This is a genomic window from Enterococcus phoeniculicola ATCC BAA-412 (assembly GCF_000407505.1).
GTDB classification, from domain to species: Bacteria; Bacillota; Bacilli; order Lactobacillales; family Enterococcaceae; genus Enterococcus_K; species Enterococcus_K phoeniculicola.
This window is the reverse complement of sequence record NZ_ASWE01000003.1, coordinates 622,927-644,621: the sequence shown is the minus strand read 5'-3', so window position 1 is coordinate 644,621 and position 21,695 is coordinate 622,927. Positions and strand designations below refer to the sequence as shown.

15 protein-coding genes are annotated in these 21,695 nt (G+C 37.9%); 4 read left to right on the top strand and 11 right to left on the bottom strand.

Translation table 11 applies throughout. The features are described from left to right. Positions 1-434: 434 nt before the first annotated feature. The 3 genes from nhaC to I589_RS13520 form a co-directional block, all read right to left on the bottom strand. Positions 435-1,844, bottom strand: a complete 1,410-nt coding sequence (gene nhaC / locus I589_RS13530) for a Na+/H+ antiporter NhaC (RefSeq protein WP_010768336.1) — start codon at positions 1,842-1,844, stop codon at positions 435-437. 1,198 nt (positions 1,845-3,042) lie between these two features. Beyond that, complete coding sequence (locus I589_RS13525) at positions 3,043-3,885, bottom strand: DUF368 domain-containing protein (protein WP_010768335.1); 843 nt, start codon at positions 3,883-3,885, stop codon at positions 3,043-3,045. A 283-nt stretch (positions 3,886-4,168) separates the two neighbouring features. After that, entirely contained in the window at positions 4,169-5,485 is a 1,317-nt protein-coding gene (locus I589_RS13520; RefSeq protein WP_010768334.1) for an APC family permease, read from the bottom strand. A 173-nt stretch (positions 5,486-5,658) separates the two neighbouring features. Between I589_RS13520 and I589_RS13515 the strand changes: the two genes are divergently transcribed. Beyond that, positions 5,659-6,273 carry a hypothetical protein gene (locus I589_RS13515; RefSeq protein WP_010768333.1) on the top strand — a complete coding sequence of 205 codons (615 nt, stop codon included), beginning with the start codon at positions 5,659-5,661 and terminating at the stop codon, positions 6,271-6,273. A gap of 156 nt (positions 6,274-6,429) precedes the next feature. On the opposite strand, the gene I589_RS13510 is transcribed toward I589_RS13515, so the two are convergent. The 5 genes from I589_RS13510 to I589_RS13490 form a co-directional block, all read right to left on the bottom strand. Next, a complete protein-coding gene (locus I589_RS13510) occupies positions 6,430-8,613 on the bottom strand; it encodes a transglutaminase-like domain-containing protein (RefSeq protein WP_010768332.1) in 2,184 nt (727 codons plus the stop codon). Further along, entirely contained in the window at positions 8,591-9,619 is a 1,029-nt protein-coding gene (locus I589_RS13505; RefSeq protein ID WP_010768331.1) for a DUF58 domain-containing protein, read from the bottom strand. Before I589_RS13505 ends, I589_RS13510 begins: the two co-directional genes overlap by 23 nt. A 5-nt stretch (positions 9,620-9,624) precedes the next feature. Continuing rightward, complete coding sequence (locus I589_RS13500; protein WP_010768330.1) at positions 9,625-10,560, bottom strand: AAA family ATPase; 936 nt, start codon at positions 10,558-10,560, stop codon at positions 9,625-9,627. A 279-nt stretch (positions 10,561-10,839) separates the two neighbouring features. Further along, positions 10,840-12,846 (bottom strand): methionine--tRNA ligase, encoded by a 2,007-nt coding sequence (gene metG / locus I589_RS13495; protein ID WP_010768329.1) that lies wholly within the window; start codon positions 12,844-12,846, stop codon positions 10,840-10,842. 125 nt (positions 12,847-12,971) lie between these two features. Continuing rightward, the gene (locus I589_RS13490) at positions 12,972-14,348 is read right to left on the bottom strand and encodes a class II fumarate hydratase (protein WP_010768328.1); all 1,377 of its coding nucleotides are present in this window, start codon (positions 14,346-14,348) and stop codon (positions 12,972-12,974) included. A gap of 148 nt (positions 14,349-14,496) precedes the next feature. Between I589_RS13490 and I589_RS13485 the strand changes: the two genes are divergently transcribed. After that, positions 14,497-14,781 carry a hypothetical protein gene (locus I589_RS13485; protein WP_010768327.1) on the top strand — a complete coding sequence of 95 codons (285 nt, stop codon included), beginning with the start codon at positions 14,497-14,499 and terminating at the stop codon, positions 14,779-14,781. An 88-nt stretch (positions 14,782-14,869) separates the two neighbouring features. Beyond that, on the top strand, positions 14,870-15,706 hold the full coding sequence (locus tag I589_RS13480) for an NUDIX domain-containing protein (RefSeq protein WP_010768326.1): 837 nt from the start codon (positions 14,870-14,872) through the stop codon (positions 15,704-15,706). 341 nt (positions 15,707-16,047) lie between these two features. On the opposite strand, the gene I589_RS13475 is transcribed toward I589_RS13480, so the two are convergent. The 3 genes from I589_RS13475 to I589_RS13465 all read right to left on the bottom strand — a co-directional run bounded on the left by I589_RS13475 (position 16,048) and on the right by I589_RS13465 (position 20,637). Beyond that, positions 16,048-16,611 (bottom strand): aminoglycoside 6'-N-acetyltransferase, encoded by a 564-nt coding sequence (locus I589_RS13475; protein WP_010768325.1) that lies wholly within the window; start codon positions 16,609-16,611, stop codon positions 16,048-16,050. Positions 16,612-17,132: 521 nt separating this feature from the next. Continuing rightward, the gene (gene rlmN, locus I589_RS13470; RefSeq protein ID WP_010768324.1) at positions 17,133-18,206 is read right to left on the bottom strand and encodes a dual-specificity RNA methyltransferase RlmN; all 1,074 of its coding nucleotides are present in this window, start codon (positions 18,204-18,206) and stop codon (positions 17,133-17,135) included. 490 nt (positions 18,207-18,696) lie between these two features. After that, on the bottom strand, positions 18,697-20,637 hold the full coding sequence (locus I589_RS13465; RefSeq protein WP_010768323.1) for a heavy metal translocating P-type ATPase: 1,941 nt from the start codon (positions 20,635-20,637) through the stop codon (positions 18,697-18,699). 505 nt (positions 20,638-21,142) lie between these two features. Between I589_RS13465 and I589_RS13460 the strand changes: the two genes are divergently transcribed. Continuing rightward, on the top strand, positions 21,143-21,508 hold the full coding sequence (locus I589_RS13460; protein ID WP_010768322.1) for a hypothetical protein: 366 nt from the start codon (positions 21,143-21,145) through the stop codon (positions 21,506-21,508). Positions 21,509-21,695 lie beyond the last annotated feature (187 nt).

Below are 21,695 nucleotides of genomic sequence, written 5' to 3'. Positions count from 1 at the left end.
ATTAATTTCTAACAATTCGAATTATAACCTTTAATCAAAAAGAAAACAATATAGGTAAAAATAAGTTTTAATGTTCGTGTTTATCTGATTATCCATTGAAATCAAGTAATTCTTATCCATTTCTTTCATAATGTTATATTTAGAATGAGAAAATAAGTTTTTTCTCATTTTTCTATCAAATAAATGAAAACGGATAAAACCCGAACGTTATTTCAAAAAAAGAAAAACGTTCGGGTTTTAATAAAAAAAGAGAGTGAGACATAACTATTTAAGTTATATCTCACTCTCGTAAAATCTTAATAAACGGCGGGAACAGAAGTAACTCCTTCGAAAATAAGCTGAAATTCCCAAAGATTTGAGGAACAATCTTCGTGAATTCCTTCTTATTTCTTGGATCTGAACACTTCTGTCCCGTCCTCTTCCTATAAACTACTTTACATTTCTATTTTTGGTTCAGGTTGGATAGGGTCTGGATCGAGTTTCTTTACCCCAATGCCAGTAAAGGCACTTACTAGTGAAAATACAGGAGATAAGAGGCTGAAGAATACAAATGGCAGGTACGTTAACGTAGGGATGCCAAAGGTGCTGGCAACAAAACTTCCAGCAATTCCCCATGGAATTAGGTAGTTGATAACTGTTCCCCCATCTTCCAGCGTTCTTCCTAATACCACTGGATCAAGATTGGCTTTTTTGTACACCTCTTTAAACGCATTTCCTGGAAGAATCACGGATAAAAATTGTTCGCCAATAAATATATTTACACCGATACTAGTGAATAAAGTGGTTGAAATTAACCGTGCTGGAGAAGTTAATTTTTTTGCCACAACCTCCATCACCGTAGAGACCAAGCCTGTTTCCATTAATAACCCGCCAAGTGATAAGGTTAAGATAATTAAGGAAACCGTTGGCATCATACTTTCAATTCCTCCACGTGAAAGAAGTAAATCTATTTCTTGATTTCCCGTAGTAGAAACAAATCCAGATTCAATCACCGCACCTAAGCTTGTAATTTTCGTTCCCGGATTCTGGATAAAAATCATCACAACGGCAACCCCAATATTCAATAAGATTGTCAAAATGGCAGGAATTTTTCTCCATGCACAGATGAACATTAAAGCAATCGGGATAAACGACCAAATTGAGATAGAAAAATTAGCTTCAAGCACTTGGATGACTTCATCAATTTTCGATAAGCTAACTACCTGATTATTCACTCCTAATAAAGCAAACAAGCCCAGTGATACAACAAATGCTGGAATAGTAGACCACATCAAATTCTTGATATGTCTGAATAAATCAGCTTCAACAATGGCCGCAGATAAATTGGTTGATTCAGACAATGGAGACATTTTATCTCCAAACACCGCACCAGATACAATGGCTCCCACGACTAGTGCGGGATTTAACCCTAGCGTTGTTCCAATCCCAAAAAACGCAATACCAATTGTAGACATTACAGTAAAGGCACTTCCAACCGCACTTCCGACAATCGCACAAACAACAAATACAGAGGGGACAAACCATTTCACACTGATAATTTTAAATCCGACAACCATTAGTGTAGGGATGATTCCTGCTTGAATCCAGACAGCAATTAATGAACCAACTAAGATAAAAATAAAGATTGGAATGATTCCCGGTTTAATCCCTTCAATAATTCCCTCATGAATCATGTCAAAGGGCATACGTCTAATTGCCATGTAGCTCATCACGATTCCTATAGCAAGCAAGATAGAGATATTCGGTGATATTTTAAATCCAATAACTCCAATGGCAATCGTTGCTACCACGATAATTAACATAATACTAGCTTCCAATAGGCTAGGCTGTTTTACTTTTTTCATTTTTCAATTCCTCACAATCAATTCATATTTCGTAACTTCCTTCGTTGATTGTTGGAACGATATCGGATAATTCCCCCACAGTTCATGCTGCTCGTCCTCTCTTGGTTAACGAAAAAAATTCGCCCTAGCTTTTATAAGCTAAGGGCGAATTTCTCCACGGTACCACCTTAATTTAAAAACAATTTCTTGTTTTTCTTTCACATATTATTTAGTTGTTCATAAAATTTTAGTGTACTTCGTTAAATAGATCTGATCGATTCTCAGCAACCATCGACTTTCTGAACATAGAATCTATTTCCTACTGCGCTAAAAAGTTTTAAAGCTTACAATGAAGAATATAGGGAATTGATTCATTTGTCAATAGTCTTGCTTCATTTTTTTATTTTTTCGTTATTCTATTCATTGAATTTTCCAGAGAAATAGCTCACAAAATAGAATATGAACACCTTCTCATCCTTGTTTAGGCTCTCTTCAAAGGTATAGGATTACTCATTTCGATGTACTCGCTGATTCACAATAGACAGTCTTAATCCAGTTTCGCCCTCTTTCTTCTGTTTTTCATATAAGCTAGTCGATAAAATAGTTCCACCATGCGCTCAATTCTTCTTTTGAAAGGAGTGTGTACTGATTAAACATCGCTAAGTGGTTATTTTTTGCACAGATATGAATCCGAGTATTAGAACTGGAATAACACAGGAGATTACTCAATACATTATTTTCGGATACGGATAACCCCCTCTTTCACTCTATACACTGAAAAAATCCACTATCTCATGTCCCCCTACTTCTGCCTATTCTTTTACATCCAATCTCATCAAAGCTATTTGTATTGAAAATGAACCTGAAATAAATATGAAGTGATTAATTTTGTGTAGAATTATGACAAAAAGAGAGAGGTCGGGACAGAAGTGTTCAGCTCCGAGAAATAAGAAGGAATTCACGAAGATTGTTCCTCAAATCTTTGGGAATTTCAGCTTATTTTCGAAGGAGTTGCTTCTGTTCCCGCCGTTTATTAAGAGTTTACAAAGGTGTGGAATAACTTAATTAGTTATGTCCCACCTTCTCTCGTAAAATCTTAATAAAGATTGAGAATTGAAGGTCTCCACTTCGTTTTCCTCTCAACAACTTCTACGCGTGAAACGTGCTTGAGTTGAAAACTTCGCTAACAAGCCGAACACTTCTGTCCTGACCGCTCATTTTATTTATATTTATCTTCTAACTTACTCATCCACAGCCCTAGCCATGCACCTAGCGCAAATAAGATAATACTCATGATGAGCGTTACACCGTTTGCTCCTGAATAATCTGCAACAGGAGGAATCACGATTAAAAGTGTAGATGCAGAAACAATCCCAATAATAAAGTGGTACACCTGAGAGTGAAACTTCGCTAACAACCACTCCATAAGTTTTGAGAATAATAACATAACAACGATTCCACCTATAGCGATTGGGACAAATACACCGACAATATCAAATGATTTAAAGCCCTTCAGCATAGGATCATACAGTCCTAAAACCAGTAATAAATTGGATGGGCTAAGACCTGGAACCAATACACCCAAAGCAATTAACCCGCCAGCGATTACAAAACCAAAGAAATTTGCTGGAAGCGTTCCTAAAAAATCATCCATGAAGTACAAGAAGAAGAAGCCGATAACCAATGTCGCAACAAACCAAATAGCGTCAATGGGCCGTCTTTCTCGCTTGCTGGTGGATTCCTTTAATAAAGCAGGAAGCGTCCCAATAATCGCTCCGGCAAATCCCCAAAGCACAATAATTTGATAATTTGCTAACAGCCATTCCAGTGGCTTGGATAAAACGCCAATCCCGACAATTCCACCAATTCCAACTGGTAAAAAGAAAAGAAAGTTCTGTTTAAAGTTCTTTGTTAAATGAGCCATAAAGCTCAACATCCGCTCATAGATTCCTAGAATTGCTGCAAGCACCCCACCAGATACTCCTGGCAAAATAAAGCCTAATGCAATGATAACTCCTTTAATAAATCGTGATAAAACACTCTCAGTTTTTTGTTTCTCCATAATGGTCTCCTTAAACATTTGTTTTTGTGAAGATCAGTAGAGTCTAGGGCATAACTCAAAAAGTTATCTTTTGGACTCTTTAAATCTTAATAAAGGCTAGTAAGAAATGGATTTCTCCAACTATATTTTTTCTCATCACTCGCTAGAAATGAGAGCTTTTGATAACAGCTTTTGTTCTCAAGGCAAAATAGTTTGTTTCCACTCAATTGTATCTTTCCCTATTACAACAATACTCTAACTATACTTGAGTCCCCTCATTTTAGAAAGTCCTATTTATAAAAATTTAACTCTTTGTTTTTTGTTGATAGTAGTAAACAGGAATCCCTAGCAGCGTAACGCCGATACCAATAAGCGCCAGAAGAGTCTGCGTCAAAATGGTCGCAATTAAGATAAAGAGTGCCCCCGCAATGCCTACTAGAGGAACAAAAGGATAGAGAGGAACTTTGTATGGACGAATCATATCCGGTTCTCGTTTTCTCAAAATAAAGACTGCTACAAAAATCAATACACTAAATAGCCACATCACAAAAACAAGCATATCTGTCAGTAAATCAAACGTCCCTAACTGCATCATAACCAGCGCAATAACTAACTGAACAATCGCTGCAACGTAAGGCGCCACATATTTTTTTGAAACTTTTCTAAACTGTTTGCTAAACGGCAACTCATTTTCAAGTGCCATTGCGTAAGGCACACGGATGCCCGTCAATGTATAGCCATTCAAGGCACCGTAGACTGATATCAAAATCCCTAATGTAACAATTTTCCCGCCACCTGAGCCAAAAATCACCGTTGAGGCTTCCGAAGCTGCATTTAAATTCCCAGAAATAACTTCGACAGGCAAGCTCTTAAGAAAAACAAAATTAACCAGCGTGTAAATCAGTGTCACAAAGCTCAACCCTAAAATAATTGCTTTAGGTAAATCCTTTTCGGGTCGTTTCATTTCTCCAGCCATTGCGCCCACACCGAGCCAGCCATCATAGGCAAATAAAGTAGCTAGTAGTGCACCACTCAAGCCTTCAAAAAAAGAAACCTCTTTTCCAGCTTCAATTGGAAAGAGAGAAAAACTGACCTCTCCTGTAGTAAAAAGACCCATTAATACAATCACTGCAATAGGAATTAATTTAATTACAAGTGTGGCGGATTGAACGGTGGAAGCGACTTTTGTCCCCAATAGGTTTAATCCTGTTACTGATATAGCTGCGATAATCGCTACAGGCAGTAAATAAGTCGTTGATAGATGAAATAAGTTCACAAACTGTGTACCAAAAATAATCGATAACGCTGCAATATTTGCAGGAAAATAAATGAGGCTTTGTGCCCAGCCTAATAAAAAACTTGGCAATTTTCCATAAGCTACTTCAATATATTTTACTGCGCCACCTGTTTCTGGTATAGCAGTCGCAAGTTCTGCCACGGTTAATCCTGCACAAATTGTCAAAATCCCACCTAATAACCAAGCAAATAGTGTTAAACTTGGCGATTGCGTATGCGAAACAACGGAGGCTGTTTTAAAAAATACTCCTGCACCAATCACTGTCCCCATAACTGTTGACAATGCGCCAAATAAATTAATTTCTTTTTTTAATTTATTTTCCATAACCTCCAACCTTCCTCTGTTTATACATGCTAGTATACCTGTTGATTTACCTGTTTTCCATTTAAATTACAAAGAAAACGTTTCCTTCTCATTTCTAAAGAAATCATCCTTGAGGCTGAGGGAAAATCATCCATTTCCCAGTATACTTCACTTATAATGAAAGGAGTGATTTGATGAAGAGGCTGCAAAAGGAATACCCAAACACCGCCAGTCTGTTAAGCAACTATCGCCGTCAATCAAAACCTGATCAACAAAATACTATCTGGCATTGGGGCGCTTTATTTTTGTTTGCATGTTTAACCGTCGCCTCTCCTATACAACAGCTTTTAATTCTTCTTGTTTTTGTTGGCTTTAGTGCCATTATCAAGGGACCTCTGATGATTCTCTGGGGGGTGCTCTATAGTTTTCTGGTGAGTCTGTTTCCACCATTCGCACTTGCTCTTTCGCTACTGTTCTTCCTGTTGCAGATAGGAGACTTGGCAAAAACATGGCGGGTATTTTTAGTCGGTGGATTTTTCTACCTTTATCCATTAACTACCATGCTTCTTCACCAGTTCGTATTTAACGATCTTCAATGGTTTCTACTCGCCACATTACTCATTGGTTTGACTGTACTTCATTTTCTTTTGAAGTGGCTTTACAAAGAACAAGCCCTTAGTCGTTCTGTCGCCTTGTTCCTATTCAGTCTGCCCTATGATTTTCTGCTGCTCTTATTACCACGTTCCTTTAAAAAGCGACATAATCTTGGGAGAAAGCCCATGGGGTTTTCTTCAGAGATAAAAAAATAAGTACCTTAGAAATATTTTGAAAACGAAACTGCTTTTGTTTTCGACTTTTATTAAACAGAAACAAGCCCAAGACAGCTCTCATTTGCCTTGGGCTTGTTTCTGTTAAAAATTAGCCTGTTTTATGGGATGCTACAATGAAGTCTTACTCTGTAAGCTTTACTTTTTACTTATAGAAAATAACTGCTTAAACCGCCAGCGACAGATGTTTTTTGCTGCGTTTTTCATCAACAGTATCTGATGACCAGTTTTTTCTTTTTGATTACTATACAAATAAGATTCATATTCCTGTGTGAGCTGACTAAACGTCTGATGAAATGCAGGAATTTTTTTCTCAACCTCCGCTGCATATTCCTGCAATGGACGGCTGTCAGAACGGTTCAGCACGACGTTTACCTTTTTCAACAGATAAGGATAAACATGTTTTATTGGGTCTGAGGTAAAGAAGCACATCAATAATACAGTTAGATAAATAGACCATCTGTAGAGCAAAAATCCACCGGTGACAACCAGTAAAAACAAGCCTAAAAACAGCCAGTTAACCGATATAGCGTCACTATCTGTTGTTGGTGTTTCTTTACTAGGTTCAGTTGGCGTTTTGGCCACGGATGAAGTGGTACTTGTCGTTTTGGTCTCACGTTCCGATTCTTGTACCGTTGATTCTTGTGGATGTGAGGAACTTGTGTCTGAATTTACCTTCTCTGGCATTACTCGAAGGGGCTGTGTAAAAGAAGGGGTCGGTTCAAACGGCAGCCAGCCATACCCTTCAAAGTAAACCTCTACCCAAGAATGCGCATCATTATTTCGAATCGTATACTTTCGTTGCTCATTCACTAGGGATTGTTCTCCTGGCGCATAGCCTTTCACCCACCTTGCAGGAACACCCAGTGAGCGAAGCATGACAGCCATCGCTGTAGAAAAATTATCACAATAGCCTACTTTAGAATCAAATAAGAATTGATCCACATAATCCTGTCCTTCTTTTGTAAATACTGCATCAATTTTAGAATAGCGATACTTTCCAGACTCCTTCAAGTAAGTTTCAATGGCGGTCACCTTATCTACACGACTTGTTTTTCCTTCTGCAAGCTTACTTGCCAAACTAACCACTCTTTGCGGTAAATCTGATGGCACTTGTAAATAGGCGGAAGCATCATCTGGTAAATCATCCCCAACAGCACGAAGCTCTTCTACCGTATATGTTGGATTTTTCCAAATCATTTGGTAGTCAGACGCGTTAGAGTAATTTTTTATATTCAATCGTCCAGATTCCGGATTATATTCAAAGCCATTCCCTCCACTTTGAATACTTATCTTCGTTTCTCCGTATGGCAGAGGAATATAAGCGTCGACTTGTTCAAACGCAAGCGATATTTTCTCCTCAGAGTCAAATGCGCCCCTAAACCCTGGAAAAGTAACAAGCATCTCCGTAGCAGAAGGGACATCTACTAACGGAGTATTTTGTTTTTCTGGACTTTCTCTCCAGCCTACACCTGTATAAAAATCTTTGCTGTCAATTCGCCAATAATGCGCCGTTTCCTGAAATGCTTCAAAAACAATTTTAGTATCTTCCAAGATAGGACCGCCCAAAGTTTCATCGTTCTCGCTAAATCCTGTCCTGGCTAGCTGAAGCCCACTTTGCTGAATGTAGCTGTACAAGCCCTTTTCATTTAAAAAATTTCTAAACGAGGTACTTTGTTCCGTAAAGAGACCGCTCAAAAAGCTCGTAGGCAGATAAATCGAAAGTAAGGTTGTCGCTGAAATAAGAAAGATAATTTGCAAAGCGCCTTTAGTTTTAAGCTTCGCTGCTTCTTGCCACCTATTTACATAATAGTTTTGAAAAATCCCAATACCAATAATACATATAACTGGAACAAAAAAATCCTGATTATTATACACCGCAAGCATTAGCAGATAGAGAACCAGCATTCCCATACTTAGCCCAATGCGCTCATACTCAACCAACAGCTCCATCAGCAAGATAGTCACAATTAGTAAGATAAAGATTACTGTCATTGTGTATTGTCCACCCACGCCTCGATTTATAAAGAGCTGTGGAATTTGACCCACTTGACTCATTAGACGTTGAACCCATACCGTAAACTCTCCATCAGTAAATGGATAAAAGAAAAGAAGACTTAGAAAAAAACTAAGCAGATAAAAAAAGAAACGAAAAATTTTTGAGGGAATAATCAAAACCGTCAAACTAATAAAGCCGATGCTGAAATATTTACCCAATTGATTATCTACAGAATAGACAGATAAAAATTGAGTAAAAGCGAGCAGAAATGCAAGGTAAGCGGTACAGGTTAATACAAGCTTAGTTTGTATTCTCTTTTTCATAGGCTCCCTCCCATTCACGAGCAAATTGACTATAGACGACAGTAGAAAACTGCTTCTTTTTTTGCTCAGGTAGAATTTTCTCCACCTCTTCGGTCCATTCAGGTAAAAATAAACAAATGTTGCGGTGATTTCTTTCTGGTATCTCCACCAGAGTCTTTAACGGCTGAATCAGCGCATAGTTTTCCAGCTCATTTTGTTCATTACTTGAGATATTTTCTCCTATTAATAAAAACTCCGCCTGCTGTGGATACATTTTTGAAATAGAGTAAAACAGGCTTAACAACTCTTCAAAGTACTCACTTTCTAATCCATAAAAAATGAAGGTCCATTTAACAGGTTCATATTTTTCATACTCACGAAGAATAAGGCTCTGTTTCCTGCTCGAGGTCTTCCAGTCAATCTGCTTTAACGGATCCCCTTTTTGATAGTCCCGATAGGTTTTAATGGTATAGGAGCTGTCCCCAAAGTAATCTCTCTTCGTGACGTACTCTATGAAAGAAAGACCTGCAGCTGCATAAGGGTGTATTGCTGGTAATACCACCCAATTAACAGAAAGTGTTTCTACCCGTGTCTTCTCGAACCAACCAAATAGGTCACTGCCGATTCGTTCTATCGGCTGTTTGGTTATCCAACCTCTTTTTTTAGGAGACCAGCTAAGAGAGAGAGCTATTGTTTGCCCATGGTAATGGCGAATCGTTTGCTTCTTTTTTTCAAATGGAAGATGAATAGACAATCTGGAGAAAAAAAGAGGAAGTCTGACTGCCCTTTTTATGGTGACAAGTGGTGTAATTGGCTCACCTAAATGGGCAATAAGCGTTTCGGATGTGCTTATCTGTACTCCTCGAAGCGGACTGATTAAAGAAAGAATTTCCATTAGAAGAATGAGTGAAACAAAAAGAAGAACTGCCCATCCTGTTTTATTGGTAAAAGCGAGTGCATAAAAAAATACACCAAGATAAGTAAATACAAGCAGAAAAAAACGCCCAATCATCGTTGTTCTTTTCATCCTCGCTACCTCCTCACAGGAACAGGGACTTCATCTAAAATTTCGTTTAGGATAGTCGTCACTTGGGCAGTGGTTGCTCTAGCGGCTTTCATTTGTATGCGATGAGAAAATACGGCAGGAAAAATTATTTGTAAATCCCTAGGAGTTACAAATAAGCGCCCTTCGGTCATAGCAAATGCTTTTGCACCTCTTATAAAAGCAATGCTACCCCTAGGACTGACTCCTAATGCAACACTTTCATGCATACGACTTGTACGAACCAAATCCAATGCATATTTTGCAACTGCCTCATCAATATAGACCTCCTCTACTTGACGCTTTAATACTTCTAATTCACGAGAATCAATCACCTGATGAATCATTTGTGTGGTTTGTGGCTCACTTTGCATGAGTTTTAGCTCATCAGCAGCAGAAGGATAGCCAATGTTCAGTTTAAACAAGAAGCGGTCTAACTGTGCCTCTGGTAAAGGATACGTTCCCTCGTAGTCTATAGGATTTTGTGTAGCCATAACAAAAAAATTAGCAGATAATGGATACGTCTTCCCATCTATCGTCACTGCGCTTTCAGACATTGCCTCTAATAATGCAGCCTGTGTTCTGGGGGTTGTTCGATTAATCTCGTCTGCTAATAAGATATTCGTAAATATAGGTCCTTTACGAAACTCAAATTGATTCGTTTGACTATTAAAAATGGAAACACCCAAGATGTCGCTTGGCAATAAATCCGGCGTAAATTGTATCCGAGAAAAGGCTCCATGAACCGCTTTGGCAATTGCTTTTACCATCACTGTTTTCCCTACGCCCGGCACATCTTCAAACAAGACATGTCCATCGGCCAAAAGAGCGGCAATTGTCAGCTGAACAACCTCTCGTTTTCCCAAAACAACTTTTTCTACCTCATCAATTAATCCCGTAATTTTCATAAAGCTTTCTCTTTCCAATTTATACGCCTCCTTTTTTTCATCCAATACTAGAACCTGAAAAACTGTCTGTTTTTTTATTATTTTATTTATACACAACTCATTTTCCCAATGAAAAATATGCTTTACTCATCCTAATTTCACATCTTTTTTTGCTGATTTTATTTTACCATGAAAAAGATAGTCAAAACAGATGCACTCACCCTCGAGAACCTTCCATGAAGAACGGTTAGTTAGACAAAAAAGCTGAGCAAACTTTTCAGTTACCGCTCAGCTTTTCATGTAAACTATTTATCACCCTCAGGCAATAATTGATCCATTTGGCATCCCTTTAGGTGCATCGACAAGTTCAAGTTTTCCTTCTGCAGATTCAGCAGAAAGAATCATTCCTTGACTAATTTGCCCACGCATTTTACGTGGTTTTAAGTTGGCAACGATGACTACCTTTTTCCCAATTAGCGCGCTTGGGTCTGGGTAGAATTCTGCCACACCAGATAATATTTGTCGGTCTTGATTGTCTCCAGCATCTAGGCGGAACTGCAGTAATTTATCTGCGCCCTTCACTTTTTGACAATCGATAACCTCTGCTACTTTTAGTTCAATTTTATCGAAGTCTTCATACTTGATTTCTTCTTTTTCAGAAACCAATTCTGTTTCTTCAGGATTCCATTTCACTTGTTCCTCTGGACTCTTTGCACCCTCTGCCATCTTCTTCTTGATATACTCAGCCTCTGTATCTAACTCAAGACGCGGGAAGATTGGTGTTCCTTTTGCCGTCACTTTGGTATCACTAGGAAATTCACCAAAATGTAGTCCTTGAAGACTCATTTCCTCAGGATTTAATCCTAACTGACTAAAGATTTTCGTAGGGGCTTCCGTCATAATCGGTTGTAATAAGATTGCAACGATTCGCAAGCTTTCGGCTAAATGAATCATCACGCTGTCCAGTTCTTTTTTCTTTTCTTCATCTTTGGCAAGAACCCATGGCTCCGTTTCATCAATGTACTTATTAGCACGTGAAACCAGGTTCCATATTTCAGACAAAGCAATACTAAATTCCATTTTATCCATTGCTTCGTGGTATCGTCCAACAACATTTGCCGCAGTTGTGGATAACTCACTATCAAATGGCGTAACTAATGAAGCATATTTAGGGACATACCCGTCACAGTACTTGTTAATCATTGCAATTGTACGATTCAATAAATTCCCTAAATCATTGGCTAAATCGTAGTTCACACGGGCAACAAAGTCCTCTGGAGTGAATACACCATCGCTGCCAAATGGAACGGCACGTAATAAATAGTAACGAAGCGCATCTAATCCATAACGCTCAACAAGCATTTCTGGATAGACAGTATTTCCTTTTGATTTAGACATCTTTCCATCTTTCATCAATAACCAGCCATGACCATAGATTTTCTTTGGTAATGGTAATTCTAATGCCATTAGCATGATTGGCCAGTAAATAGTATGGAAGCGAACAATTTCTTTTCCGACCATTTGGACATCTGCAGGCCAATATTTTTTAAAGAGCGTATCATCTTCTGACCCGTAACCTAACGCTGTGATATAGTTTGATAATGCATCAATCCATACATAAACTACATGCTTAGGATCATTTTTTACAGGGATTCCCCAAGTAAATGTTGTTCTTGAAACAGCTAAGTCTTCTAGTCCAGGTTTGATGAAATTATTAATCATTTCATTTTTTCTTGATTCAGGCTGAATAAATTCTGGATGCTCATCATAATAAGCCAACAAGCGATCTGCATACTTACTCATACGGAAGAAATAAGACTCTTCTTTCACCAATTCGACCTCATGACCACTTGGTGCTTTTCCGCCGATGACTTTGCCTTCTTCATCTCTGTATACCTCAGCAAGCTGTGTTTCTGTAAAAAACTCCTCATCAGAAATAGAGTACCAGCCTTCATATTCGCCAAGATAAATATCCCCTTGCTCAAGTAGACGATCAAAGATTTTTTGAACCGCTTCTTTATGATAGCCATCTGTTGTACGAATAAATTTATCATAGCTGATATCTAGTGTTTTCCAAAGCTTCTTCACATCTGCGGCCATCTTATCCACATATTCTTGCGGATTCACACCTAATTCATCCGCTTTTGTTTCAATTTTTTGTCCGTGTTCGTCAACTCCTGTTAAGTAAAACACGTCAAATCCCATTAATCGTTTATAACGGGCCACTGCATCACAGGCAATCGTTGTATAAGAATTCCCAATATGCAATTTGCCGCTTGGGTAATAAATTGGCGTGGTAATATAAAAAGTTTCTTTGTCAGCCATATATGATTACTCCTCCTTTATCGCTATCTGCGAATTCGTTTCCTTGCTAGTATACCACAACTTTTATTTTGTTTGTCCATTTTATATTAAATTCTATGACATAAAAAACGAACAATATCAATCAATTAGACGTTTTCACCCAACATGGATTCCGGTCTCACCCATTCATCATATTCCTGTTCTGTCACATAGGATAACTCGAGTGCGGCCTCTTTCAGCGTTAGCTGTTCAGTAAATGCTTTTTTAGCAATTTCTGCTCCTTTGTCATACCCGATGTGCGCATTTAGCGCTGTGACAAGCATCAGTGATTGATTGACATAGATCGCCATTTTTTCTTCATTAACCGTTAAACCGCGAAGACACTTTTCTTCAAATGAACGCAGACTGTCCGTAAGAAGATTGATGCTTTGCAACAAATTATAGGCGAGAACTGGCATATAGACATTTAATTCAAAATTCCCCTGAGAAGCTGCAAATCCGATTGCCGCATCATTTCCCATTACTTGAATTGCAACCATACTTAATGCCTCACACTGTGTTGGATTGACTTTTCCAGGCATAATTGAACTTCCCGGTTCATTGGCAGGCAAGGTAATTTCTCCAAAGCCGCTTCTTGGTCCGCTAGCCAACCAACGGACATCATTTGCCATCTTCATGCTGTTTGCAGCTAACGCCTTCAATGCCCCACTTAAGAAAACAAGTGCATCCTTATTTGCTAGTCCATGAAATTTATTCTTCAACTCGACAAATTCAAGTCCGGTTTTCTTATTCACTTGTTGAATAAACGCATCAACATAAGCCCCAGAAGCATTTAACCCTGTTCCTACCGCCGTTCCACCGATAGGCAGCTGTCTCATCTCACGCAAGGTTGAATCAATCATCTGCTTTGTATGTTGCAGTCCGGCACGCCACCCACTTACTTCTTGTGCAAATGTTACAGGGGTTGCATCCTGCAAATGAGTACGACCAATTTTTATCGTAGACTGATAGGTTTTTTCTAATTTTTCTAATTGACCAATGACTTGATCCATCACTGGAAACAAGCGATGAACCACAGATTCTGTTGCGGCAATATGGATAGCCGTTGGAAACACATCATTGGAGCTTTGTGAGCAATTTACGTCATCATTTGGATGAATAGATAGCTCCTCAGTTGTTGCAAAATGAGCAATGACTTCATTCGCATTCATGTTTGTTTGTGTACCGCTTCCTGTCTGCCAAACCGACAGTGGAAAATGGGTCATGAGAGCTGTTTGGTCATCCAATAGTTGTTGTGCAGCTTGATAGATAGCTTCACTTTTTTTTGAAGAAAGCTTTCCGACAGCCAGATTGGCAACTGCCGCCGTTTGTTTTATTAAAATCAATGCCTCAATCAATGGTTGTGGCATTTTTTCATGTCCGATTAAAAAATTTTCTTTGCTTCGTTGTGTTTGTGGTCCCCACTTTGCTTCAACAGGAACCTGAATTTCTCCCATTGAATCTCTTTGCGTACGATAGTCCATATATCTTCCTCCTAATTTTTCTCTCATCTTCACTATACTTGATTCCATGAAGCTGCTCAAATACTTTCTCAAGAAAAACAATCTCGTGGTATAATAATCAAGCCTTCCATTTTTTTGGAGAATGTCAACAGAGAGGAATCATTATCTTATGAAGAAACAATCAATCATTTTGCTTGGTCTCATTGCTATTTTCTCATTTATACATCTTGGTTTATGCTTTTTCTATCCACAAATGTATGCGTATTTTACTGGACAAGAACATTTGTCAGCATTTTTGACTTCACTTCGCGTCTTTCGTTGGGTACTTTATTGTGGTGTTGCTTTTGCAGGACTTTACTCTTTACAACAAAAAGAGAAGAAGACCGTTCCTGTTTATTTACTGTTTTTCTTATTTAACCTACTGCTTCCAAATATTTTTGCAAGCATTTATTAATATTTATTTTTAAGTACATGAGTCTTGGCTTTTTTATCACTCATGATACAATGAAGTATGAAAATCAATGAAGAAGAGGTGTTCAAACGTGGAATTTCGTTCCAAATCAGAGGAAAAACTTTACTTTGAGCAAGAAGCAAGTGAAGCTGAGTTCCTGGAATGGTACCATAAACAGGAGTTACCTGAATATGAAAAGCCTTCTTTAACTGTGGACATCGTTTTGATGTGCTATAACAAGGAAGAAGACCAGTTGAAAATTTTATTAATAAAAAGAAAAGGACACCCTTATCGAAACTCTTGGGCTTTGCCTGGTGGGTTTGTCCAGAGAAATGAGTCTACGGGGGAAAGTGTTCTAAGAGAAACAACCGAAGAAACTGGTGTGGTGATCTCAAAAGAAAATATTGAACAGCTTCATTCCTTTAGTACGCCTAATCGTGACCCTCGTGGTTGGGTCGTGACGGTTAGCTATCTTGCTTTCATCGGTGAAGAGCCCTTGATTGCAGGAGATGATGCAAAAGAGGTTCGCTGGTTTACGATGGAACGAAAAGCAAATCAGATTCACCTTACTAGCGGTGACGTAGAAATAATACTTGACTTAAAATCTGGCTCCTCTACAGGAAAAGATACGCTAGCCTTTGACCATAGCGAGATTATTTTAAAAGCCTTCAATCGAGTGTCAGATAAAATGGAACATGAACCTCAAGTTCTTCAAGTATTAGGAAAAGATTTTACCATTACAGAAGCACGAAAAGTATTCGCTAAATTTCTAGGAATCGATTTTCACTCGATTGATCACTCCAATTTCAAAAAAGCTATGCTTCAATATTTTGATGAAATTGGCGAGCGTCCTGTCGGCATTGGGCGTCCTTCAAAAATTTATCAGCTAAAGCCTGAAGTGACAGAAGGAAAAAATAATTCGCTATAGTTATTGAGTAGAACTGACAAAGATTAGTAAACACATCGGTCTAGCATTCTTAAATGCATCCTCATCAAAAAAAACAAGGACTAGGCAATTGCGCCCTCCTTGTTTCTTTTTTTGTCAGAATTAGTGAGTATTTCCTCTTCAAAATTTCTTAGAAAAAAACGATTCTATTTTTTCTTCTCTAGGTGATTTTTGAGCTACTCTAGTTCTATTTACAGCTGATATTCATCAACTAGCTGACCATTCTCTTTTATTTGATGACTTCTGTCTTTACGCTAAAAAAATGACGCATTTAAAAATTATTTTTACTCGTATACCAATCTTATAGAAATCAGCTGTTTCTTTTATCCCTGTTTTGTATTAGATTCGGAAACTTTTTTCCCAACCCTCTTTGCCATTAAAATATCCGGTTTATTCCAGCCATTAACATCCGGTAAAACACCAACAATTTGATAGCCTTGTTTTTCATAAAATTCAAAGGGATGATTTTCCTTATTTTTAATTTGTCGAATCTTTTCAAAGGGATTCTCAAATAAATCATCCTCACTAAGAGTTGTTTGATTGGTTTCATCATCTGTACCTAAATAAATCGTAAGTCCACCCTTTGAAGCAACTTCTTTTTCCAGATATTGAACAAGACGCGCACCGATTCGATTTCCTCTTTGTGTTGAAGAAACAACCAAGGGATGCATCTCCCACCCCGTCATTGCATACTGGGGAATCGCCCCTACAAATCCAATCAACTGGTCATCCTCCAAAGCAGCTACGGCAATCCGATTATCGGTAAGTAATTCTTCAACTTTCTCTGAAGCTGTTTCTCCATAATCCTTAGGCCAAGTTAAAGCCAGTAAATCAGTTAATTGATTTTTTAATGCGATGCTTTCGCGATCAAATTCTGTGATTATCATAGTTGTCCCTCCGCTCATCAATCCATTGATTCATTTTACCAGTCTCTTGAAAAAAAGCGAAATATTTACTATCTACTCATTATTTACGCCAATGCTCGTTAATCGTTGAATTCAACTAGAAAACAAAAAACTGAGGGGAGGTCGGGACAGAAGTGTTCAGCTCCGAGAAATAAGAAGGAATTCACGAAGATTGTTCCTCAAATCTTTGGGAATTTCAGCTTATTTTCGAAGGAGTTGCTTCTGTTCCCGTCGTTTATTAAGATTTTACAAAGGTGTGGAATAACTTAATTAGTTATGTCCCACCTTCACCCTCGTAAACTCTTGATAAGAGTCGGGAGAAGCAACTCATCTACACTACGTGTGGCGTGGGGAAGAACTCATTCCCACTGCGTTTAGCTCTCAACAACTTCTACGCATGGGACATGCTTGAGTTGAAGGCTTCGCAAATCCACGTAGCTTCACTTTTCGATGATGCACAGTGTCTGTTCTCGGAGCTAGACACTACTGTTACGACCTCAATTTTATTTAACTGTTTCTTTTTGTTTCTTCATTTGTTTGCTTCGTAATTGCCCGCAAGCAGCATCAATATCTGTCCCGTGCTCTTTACGAATCACACAGTTTACACCGTTCTTTTTCAAAATATCATAAAACTTCAAAACATCTGCCTTATCGCTACGAGAATATTGATCGTGTTCACTTACGGCATTATAAGGAATTAGATTGACATAAGAGAGTTTTTTCTTATTTTTTAATAGCTCTGCAAGTTGTTTAGCATGCTCTGGACGGTCATTTACCCCATTTAACATAATATATTCAAACGTAATTCGTCGATTGGTTTTCTCTATATACTCGTCAACTGCCTCCATTAATTTTTCAATTGGGAAGCTACGGTTAATACGCATAATTGACGTCCGTACCTCATTATTTGGGGCATGTAGAGAAATAGCAAGATTGACTTGTAGACCATTTTCAGCAAACTCTTTAATCTTGTTTGCAAGTCCACTAGTTGACACGGTGATGTGACGGGCACCGATTGCCAGACCTTTTGCATCATTAATGATACGAAGGAAGTTCATCACATTATTATAGTTATCAAATGGCTCACCAATTCCCATCACAACGACATGGGAAACTCGTTCATCTAAGCCACGTTCATCAAAGTAGTGCTGCACTAACATAATCTGCGCCACGATTTCACCAGCTGTTAAATCCCGTTGTTTTTTCAGCAGTCCGCTTGCACAAAATGTACAACCAATATTACAGCCCACTTGCGTCGTAACACAAACAGACAGACCATACTCCTGACGCATAAGCACTGTTTCAATCATATTTTTATCTGGTAATTCAAATAAATATTTTACCGTACCATCTTTTGCCTCTTGGACAACCATTTGTTTCAATGGATTAATGACAAAATTTTCTTCTAATTTATTGATTAGGTCTTTTGATAAATTGGTCATGTCAGAAAAAGCTGCAACTCGTTTTTCATACAGCCATTCCCAGACTTGGGTTGCTCTAAATTTCTTTTCCCCATTCTCTAGAAACCACGCAACCAACTCTTCACTAGTTAACCCGTAAATGGATTGTTTCTCCACAATTTTTACCCCATTTCTTCACGAAAGATTCGCTACATACTATACCCGATTCTTCACATATATGCAATAACTTCTCAATAACTAACAGAAAAACTTCACAGACTTTTCCCATTGTTTCCCTACAATAGAGCAGTTTTTTCTACACAAAGTGGATTCTTTTCCTTCAACAAAAAATGTGATTTACTTAACTTTCTTATTCATCAGAGTGGCATATACGCTTGTTGTTTTTTACAAAGCACAATTTGGATTTTTTTCCTGAGCTTAGCCACTAAAAATATTTTATGGGGATTACTAAATAGCTATCTAAGCTATAGCCACCCTCGTATAATCTTAACAACCTACAGAAACAGAGCACTTCTCTCCCTAGCACATCCTGTGTTCTTCAAATCTTACGAAAAGTTGAAAACGAAACAAAGAGCGTACTGGTCATACTCAATTTATCAAAAAAATAGACCATCACATCGATGATCTATTTCTCTAAAAGCTGTCTCTATTGATTTTTTAACGGAACAAGTAGTCGCAGTCCATTTAGAATAACTAATAATGTACTTCCTTCATGTGCCAACACACCAATCCCAATATCCATCTTCCCTAAAATATTTAAAACAACTAATAGCGCTACAATAAACATTGAGAAGAAGATATTTTGCCACACGACTGTATTTAATTTTTTAGATACACGGTGCGCATAACTAAATTTTGTTAAGTCATTATTCATGATTACTGCATCTGCTACGTCAATAGCTATATCTGTCCCATCTCCCATTGCAAAACCAATATCTGCTTGTACTAATGCTGGAGCATCATTAATTCCATCACCCAGCATGACCGTAGTCCCCGTATTTTTTTGCAGCTCTTTAATAATGAAGGATTTATTTTCAGGCAGAACATTTGCTTGTACATGGTCAATCTGAAGTTTTTTAGCTACCGCTTCCCCAGTGACCTTCGCATCCCCTGTAATCATCGTGGTTTCAATTCCTTGACTACGTAAATAGTGAATGACTCCTTCGGCTGCTTTGTTAGGAACGTCCATCATGGCAATCATTCCTACAGTCGTATCATTTTCAATGAGATACACTACTGTCTTTCCTTCTGTCATCCATCTTGTATTTCTTTCTTGGATTTCGGTTGATAACTGACTAGTGTCTTCTACTTTTCCTAGTTGATAGTGGTTTCCTTGATAAGTAGTCACTAAGCCTTTTCCTATTTCATTTGTTACAGATAATTGTAAGTCAGTTGTTTGAGAAAATGTTTCTAAAATCGCATTTGCCAACGGGTGATTTGACTCTTTTTCCATATTAACAATTAGCTCAATCCATTGTTCTTTTTTCTCTTCATTGACAAAATAAGTATCCGTAACAGAGGGTTTTCCTTCTGTCAATGTACCTGTTTTATCGAACGCAACGGCTTTAATGGTAGCTAAATTAGAAAGGTAGCTTCCTCCCTTAAACAACACGCCGCGTTTGGCTAAATTAGAGATTCCCGATAAGGTTGCAGGAACTGCACTTGCTGCGAGCGCACACGGTGAAGCTGAAATTAATAACACCATTCCACGATAAATACTCGTATCCCAACTCCAGCCAAAAACAAAAGGAGCTGCAAGTATAAATAACGGTACGATTAGTAAAACGACGGTAACATAGGTTGGTTCCAACTGTTTAATTTTTGTTGCGGTCTTTGACATATTAGACTGTGTTTGACTAACCATTTCAACAATCTTTGCGAAGACTGTATCTTTACTATCCTTCGTTACTTTCATCGTAAATGTGCCTGTGCCGTTCATGGTACTTCCAAACACTTCATCAGAAGCTTGTTTTTCTTTTGGCATGCTTTCTCCGGTAATAGAAGATTCATCAATAGCCGTACCTCCAGATAAAATAACCCCATCAGTAGGAACCTGATCTCCAGGCAATACTTTTAATTCATCTCCAATACGCAAGGTAGAAACATCCACCAATTTGGTTTCACCATCTGGCTGAATGAGTCGTGCTTCTGTTGGATTTAATTTTAACAACTTGGTAATTTCACGCTTACTTTTACCTTCAGCATACTCTTCAAGAAAATGCGCGCCTGCAAAGATCAAAATCAGCAATGCTCCTTCATCAAAATCACCAATTGCTGCAGCTCCTGCAGCAGCTAATGTCATCAAAATGTGAACATTTGGCATAAATTTTCTTTTTTCTCTCGTATCTGTAATCGTTTCAGTAATTCCTTCAACAATCACATGATAGCCTGCCGTAGCAATTGCTAACACATAGAAACTATTTTCTAAAAGTGGATTCTTTATTAAGAGCAAAGCAACTAGGTAGGAAATAACTCCCACTGCATATAAGATAACTGGTAAATTTCCATGATCATGTTCGTGCGAATGATTATGACCTTGTTCGTGTACATGTGCTTCATGTTGATGTGTTGATTTTGATGTATCCATTTTGACCCCTCCATTCATGCATCAGCATACATATGATTCATCTTTCATACGTTTATTATATATGATTGAACATTCATATGTCAAACAAATATCTATCTTTTCCCCATATTGTTTGACCATTCTTGTCTAACCTTTCATTTCGCTGTTTCTTCCTCTTTCCTTCCATTCAGAAAAATGAGTGATTCTATCTAAAGAATCCTTCACACCTAGAATTTATTTTTTAATTTTTACCAATTCATCCTCGTAAAGCACCTCTTTGCATCATTCTAGGTTTATTTACCTAACTAATTTTTACTCTATCTCTACTATCATAAAAAAATAGACAGCTTTTCCATCTCTTCTATAAAACAACCTATTCCAAATGGACTTACAAATTTCAACAAACGTAAAATTTGCAACAAAGTGAGCATATTTAGCAACAAACCGAAAATTTATTTAACTGTGTAAACTTCCTTGATATTCTTACGTTGTAAGCAAGAAATAAAAACTATTGGAGGAAAATACAATGAAAAAATATCAAGTGAGTTTAGCAAAAGCAGTTCTAGGAACATTCGGGTGGTTGACAGGAATTTTAGTACTAGCTAATGGAGGAAATGAGATTCTCCGATTATTACTTTTATCAATTACTTGCTCCATCATTATTGGGTTCATTTTTTCGGTTGGCTATCCTATTATTTGGAAAGAGTTCACTACCAATCAAGCAGTAAAAATCGGCTTATCTTCAATCATGAATATCGGCGGGGGCTGTCTGGTGATTGGTTTATTATTTCCAGCAATGTTTACCATGATTTTTGCTTGGATTCCAGCTATGCTATTATTGAGCATTGTTTTACATACTATTTGTTCCTTCTTTTATCAAGAAGCGAATTAAAAAAAAGGAGGATACATCTGAAAACGATGAGATCCTCCTTTTTTATAGTTAGATGCGTACTTAGTTCCTGTTAATCGATTATGTGACAGAAAAATATGGGGGTATTCTCGTCTACACTTTCAAAGGGAAGCCAACCAATTAAAAAACAGCCTCCCTCACATTTTTCTCTCTTTAAGTCCTTGCGTCA

Bases quoted from the DNA above. Each gene is read 5' to 3' on its own strand.
- nhaC (WP_010768336.1), bottom strand. From the start codon at position 1,844: ATGAAAAAAGTAAAACAGCCTAGCCTATTGGAAGCTAGTATTATGTTA.
- I589_RS13525 (WP_010768335.1), bottom strand. From the start codon at position 3,885: ATGGAGAAACAAAAAACTGAGAGTGTTTTATCACGATTTATTAAAGGA.
- I589_RS13520 (WP_010768334.1), bottom strand. From the start codon at position 5,485: ATGGAAAATAAATTAAAAAAAGAAATTAATTTATTTGGCGCATTGTCA.
- I589_RS13515 (WP_010768333.1), top strand. From the start codon at position 5,659: ATGAAGAGGCTGCAAAAGGAATACCCAAACACCGCCAGTCTGTTAAGC.
- I589_RS13510 (WP_010768332.1), bottom strand. From the start codon at position 8,613: ATGAAAAAGAGAATACAAACTAAGCTTGTATTAACCTGTACCGCTTAC.
- I589_RS13505 (WP_010768331.1), bottom strand. From the start codon at position 9,619: ATGAAAAGAACAACGATGATTGGGCGTTTTTTTCTGCTTGTATTTACT.
- metG (WP_010768329.1), bottom strand. From the start codon at position 12,846: ATGGCTGACAAAGAAACTTTTTATATTACCACGCCAATTTATTACCCA.
- I589_RS13490 (WP_010768328.1), bottom strand. From the start codon at position 14,348: ATGGACTATCGTACGCAAAGAGATTCAATGGGAGAAATTCAGGTTCCT.
- I589_RS13485 (WP_010768327.1), top strand. From the start codon at position 14,497: ATGAAGAAACAATCAATCATTTTGCTTGGTCTCATTGCTATTTTCTCA.
- I589_RS13475 (WP_010768325.1), bottom strand. From the start codon at position 16,611: ATGATAATCACAGAATTTGATCGCGAAAGCATCGCATTAAAAAATCAA.
- I589_RS13465 (WP_010768323.1), bottom strand. From the start codon at position 20,637: ATGGATACATCAAAATCAACACATCAACATGAAGCACATGTACACGAA.
- I589_RS13460 (WP_010768322.1), top strand. From the start codon at position 21,143: ATGAAAAAATATCAAGTGAGTTTAGCAAAAGCAGTTCTAGGAACATTC.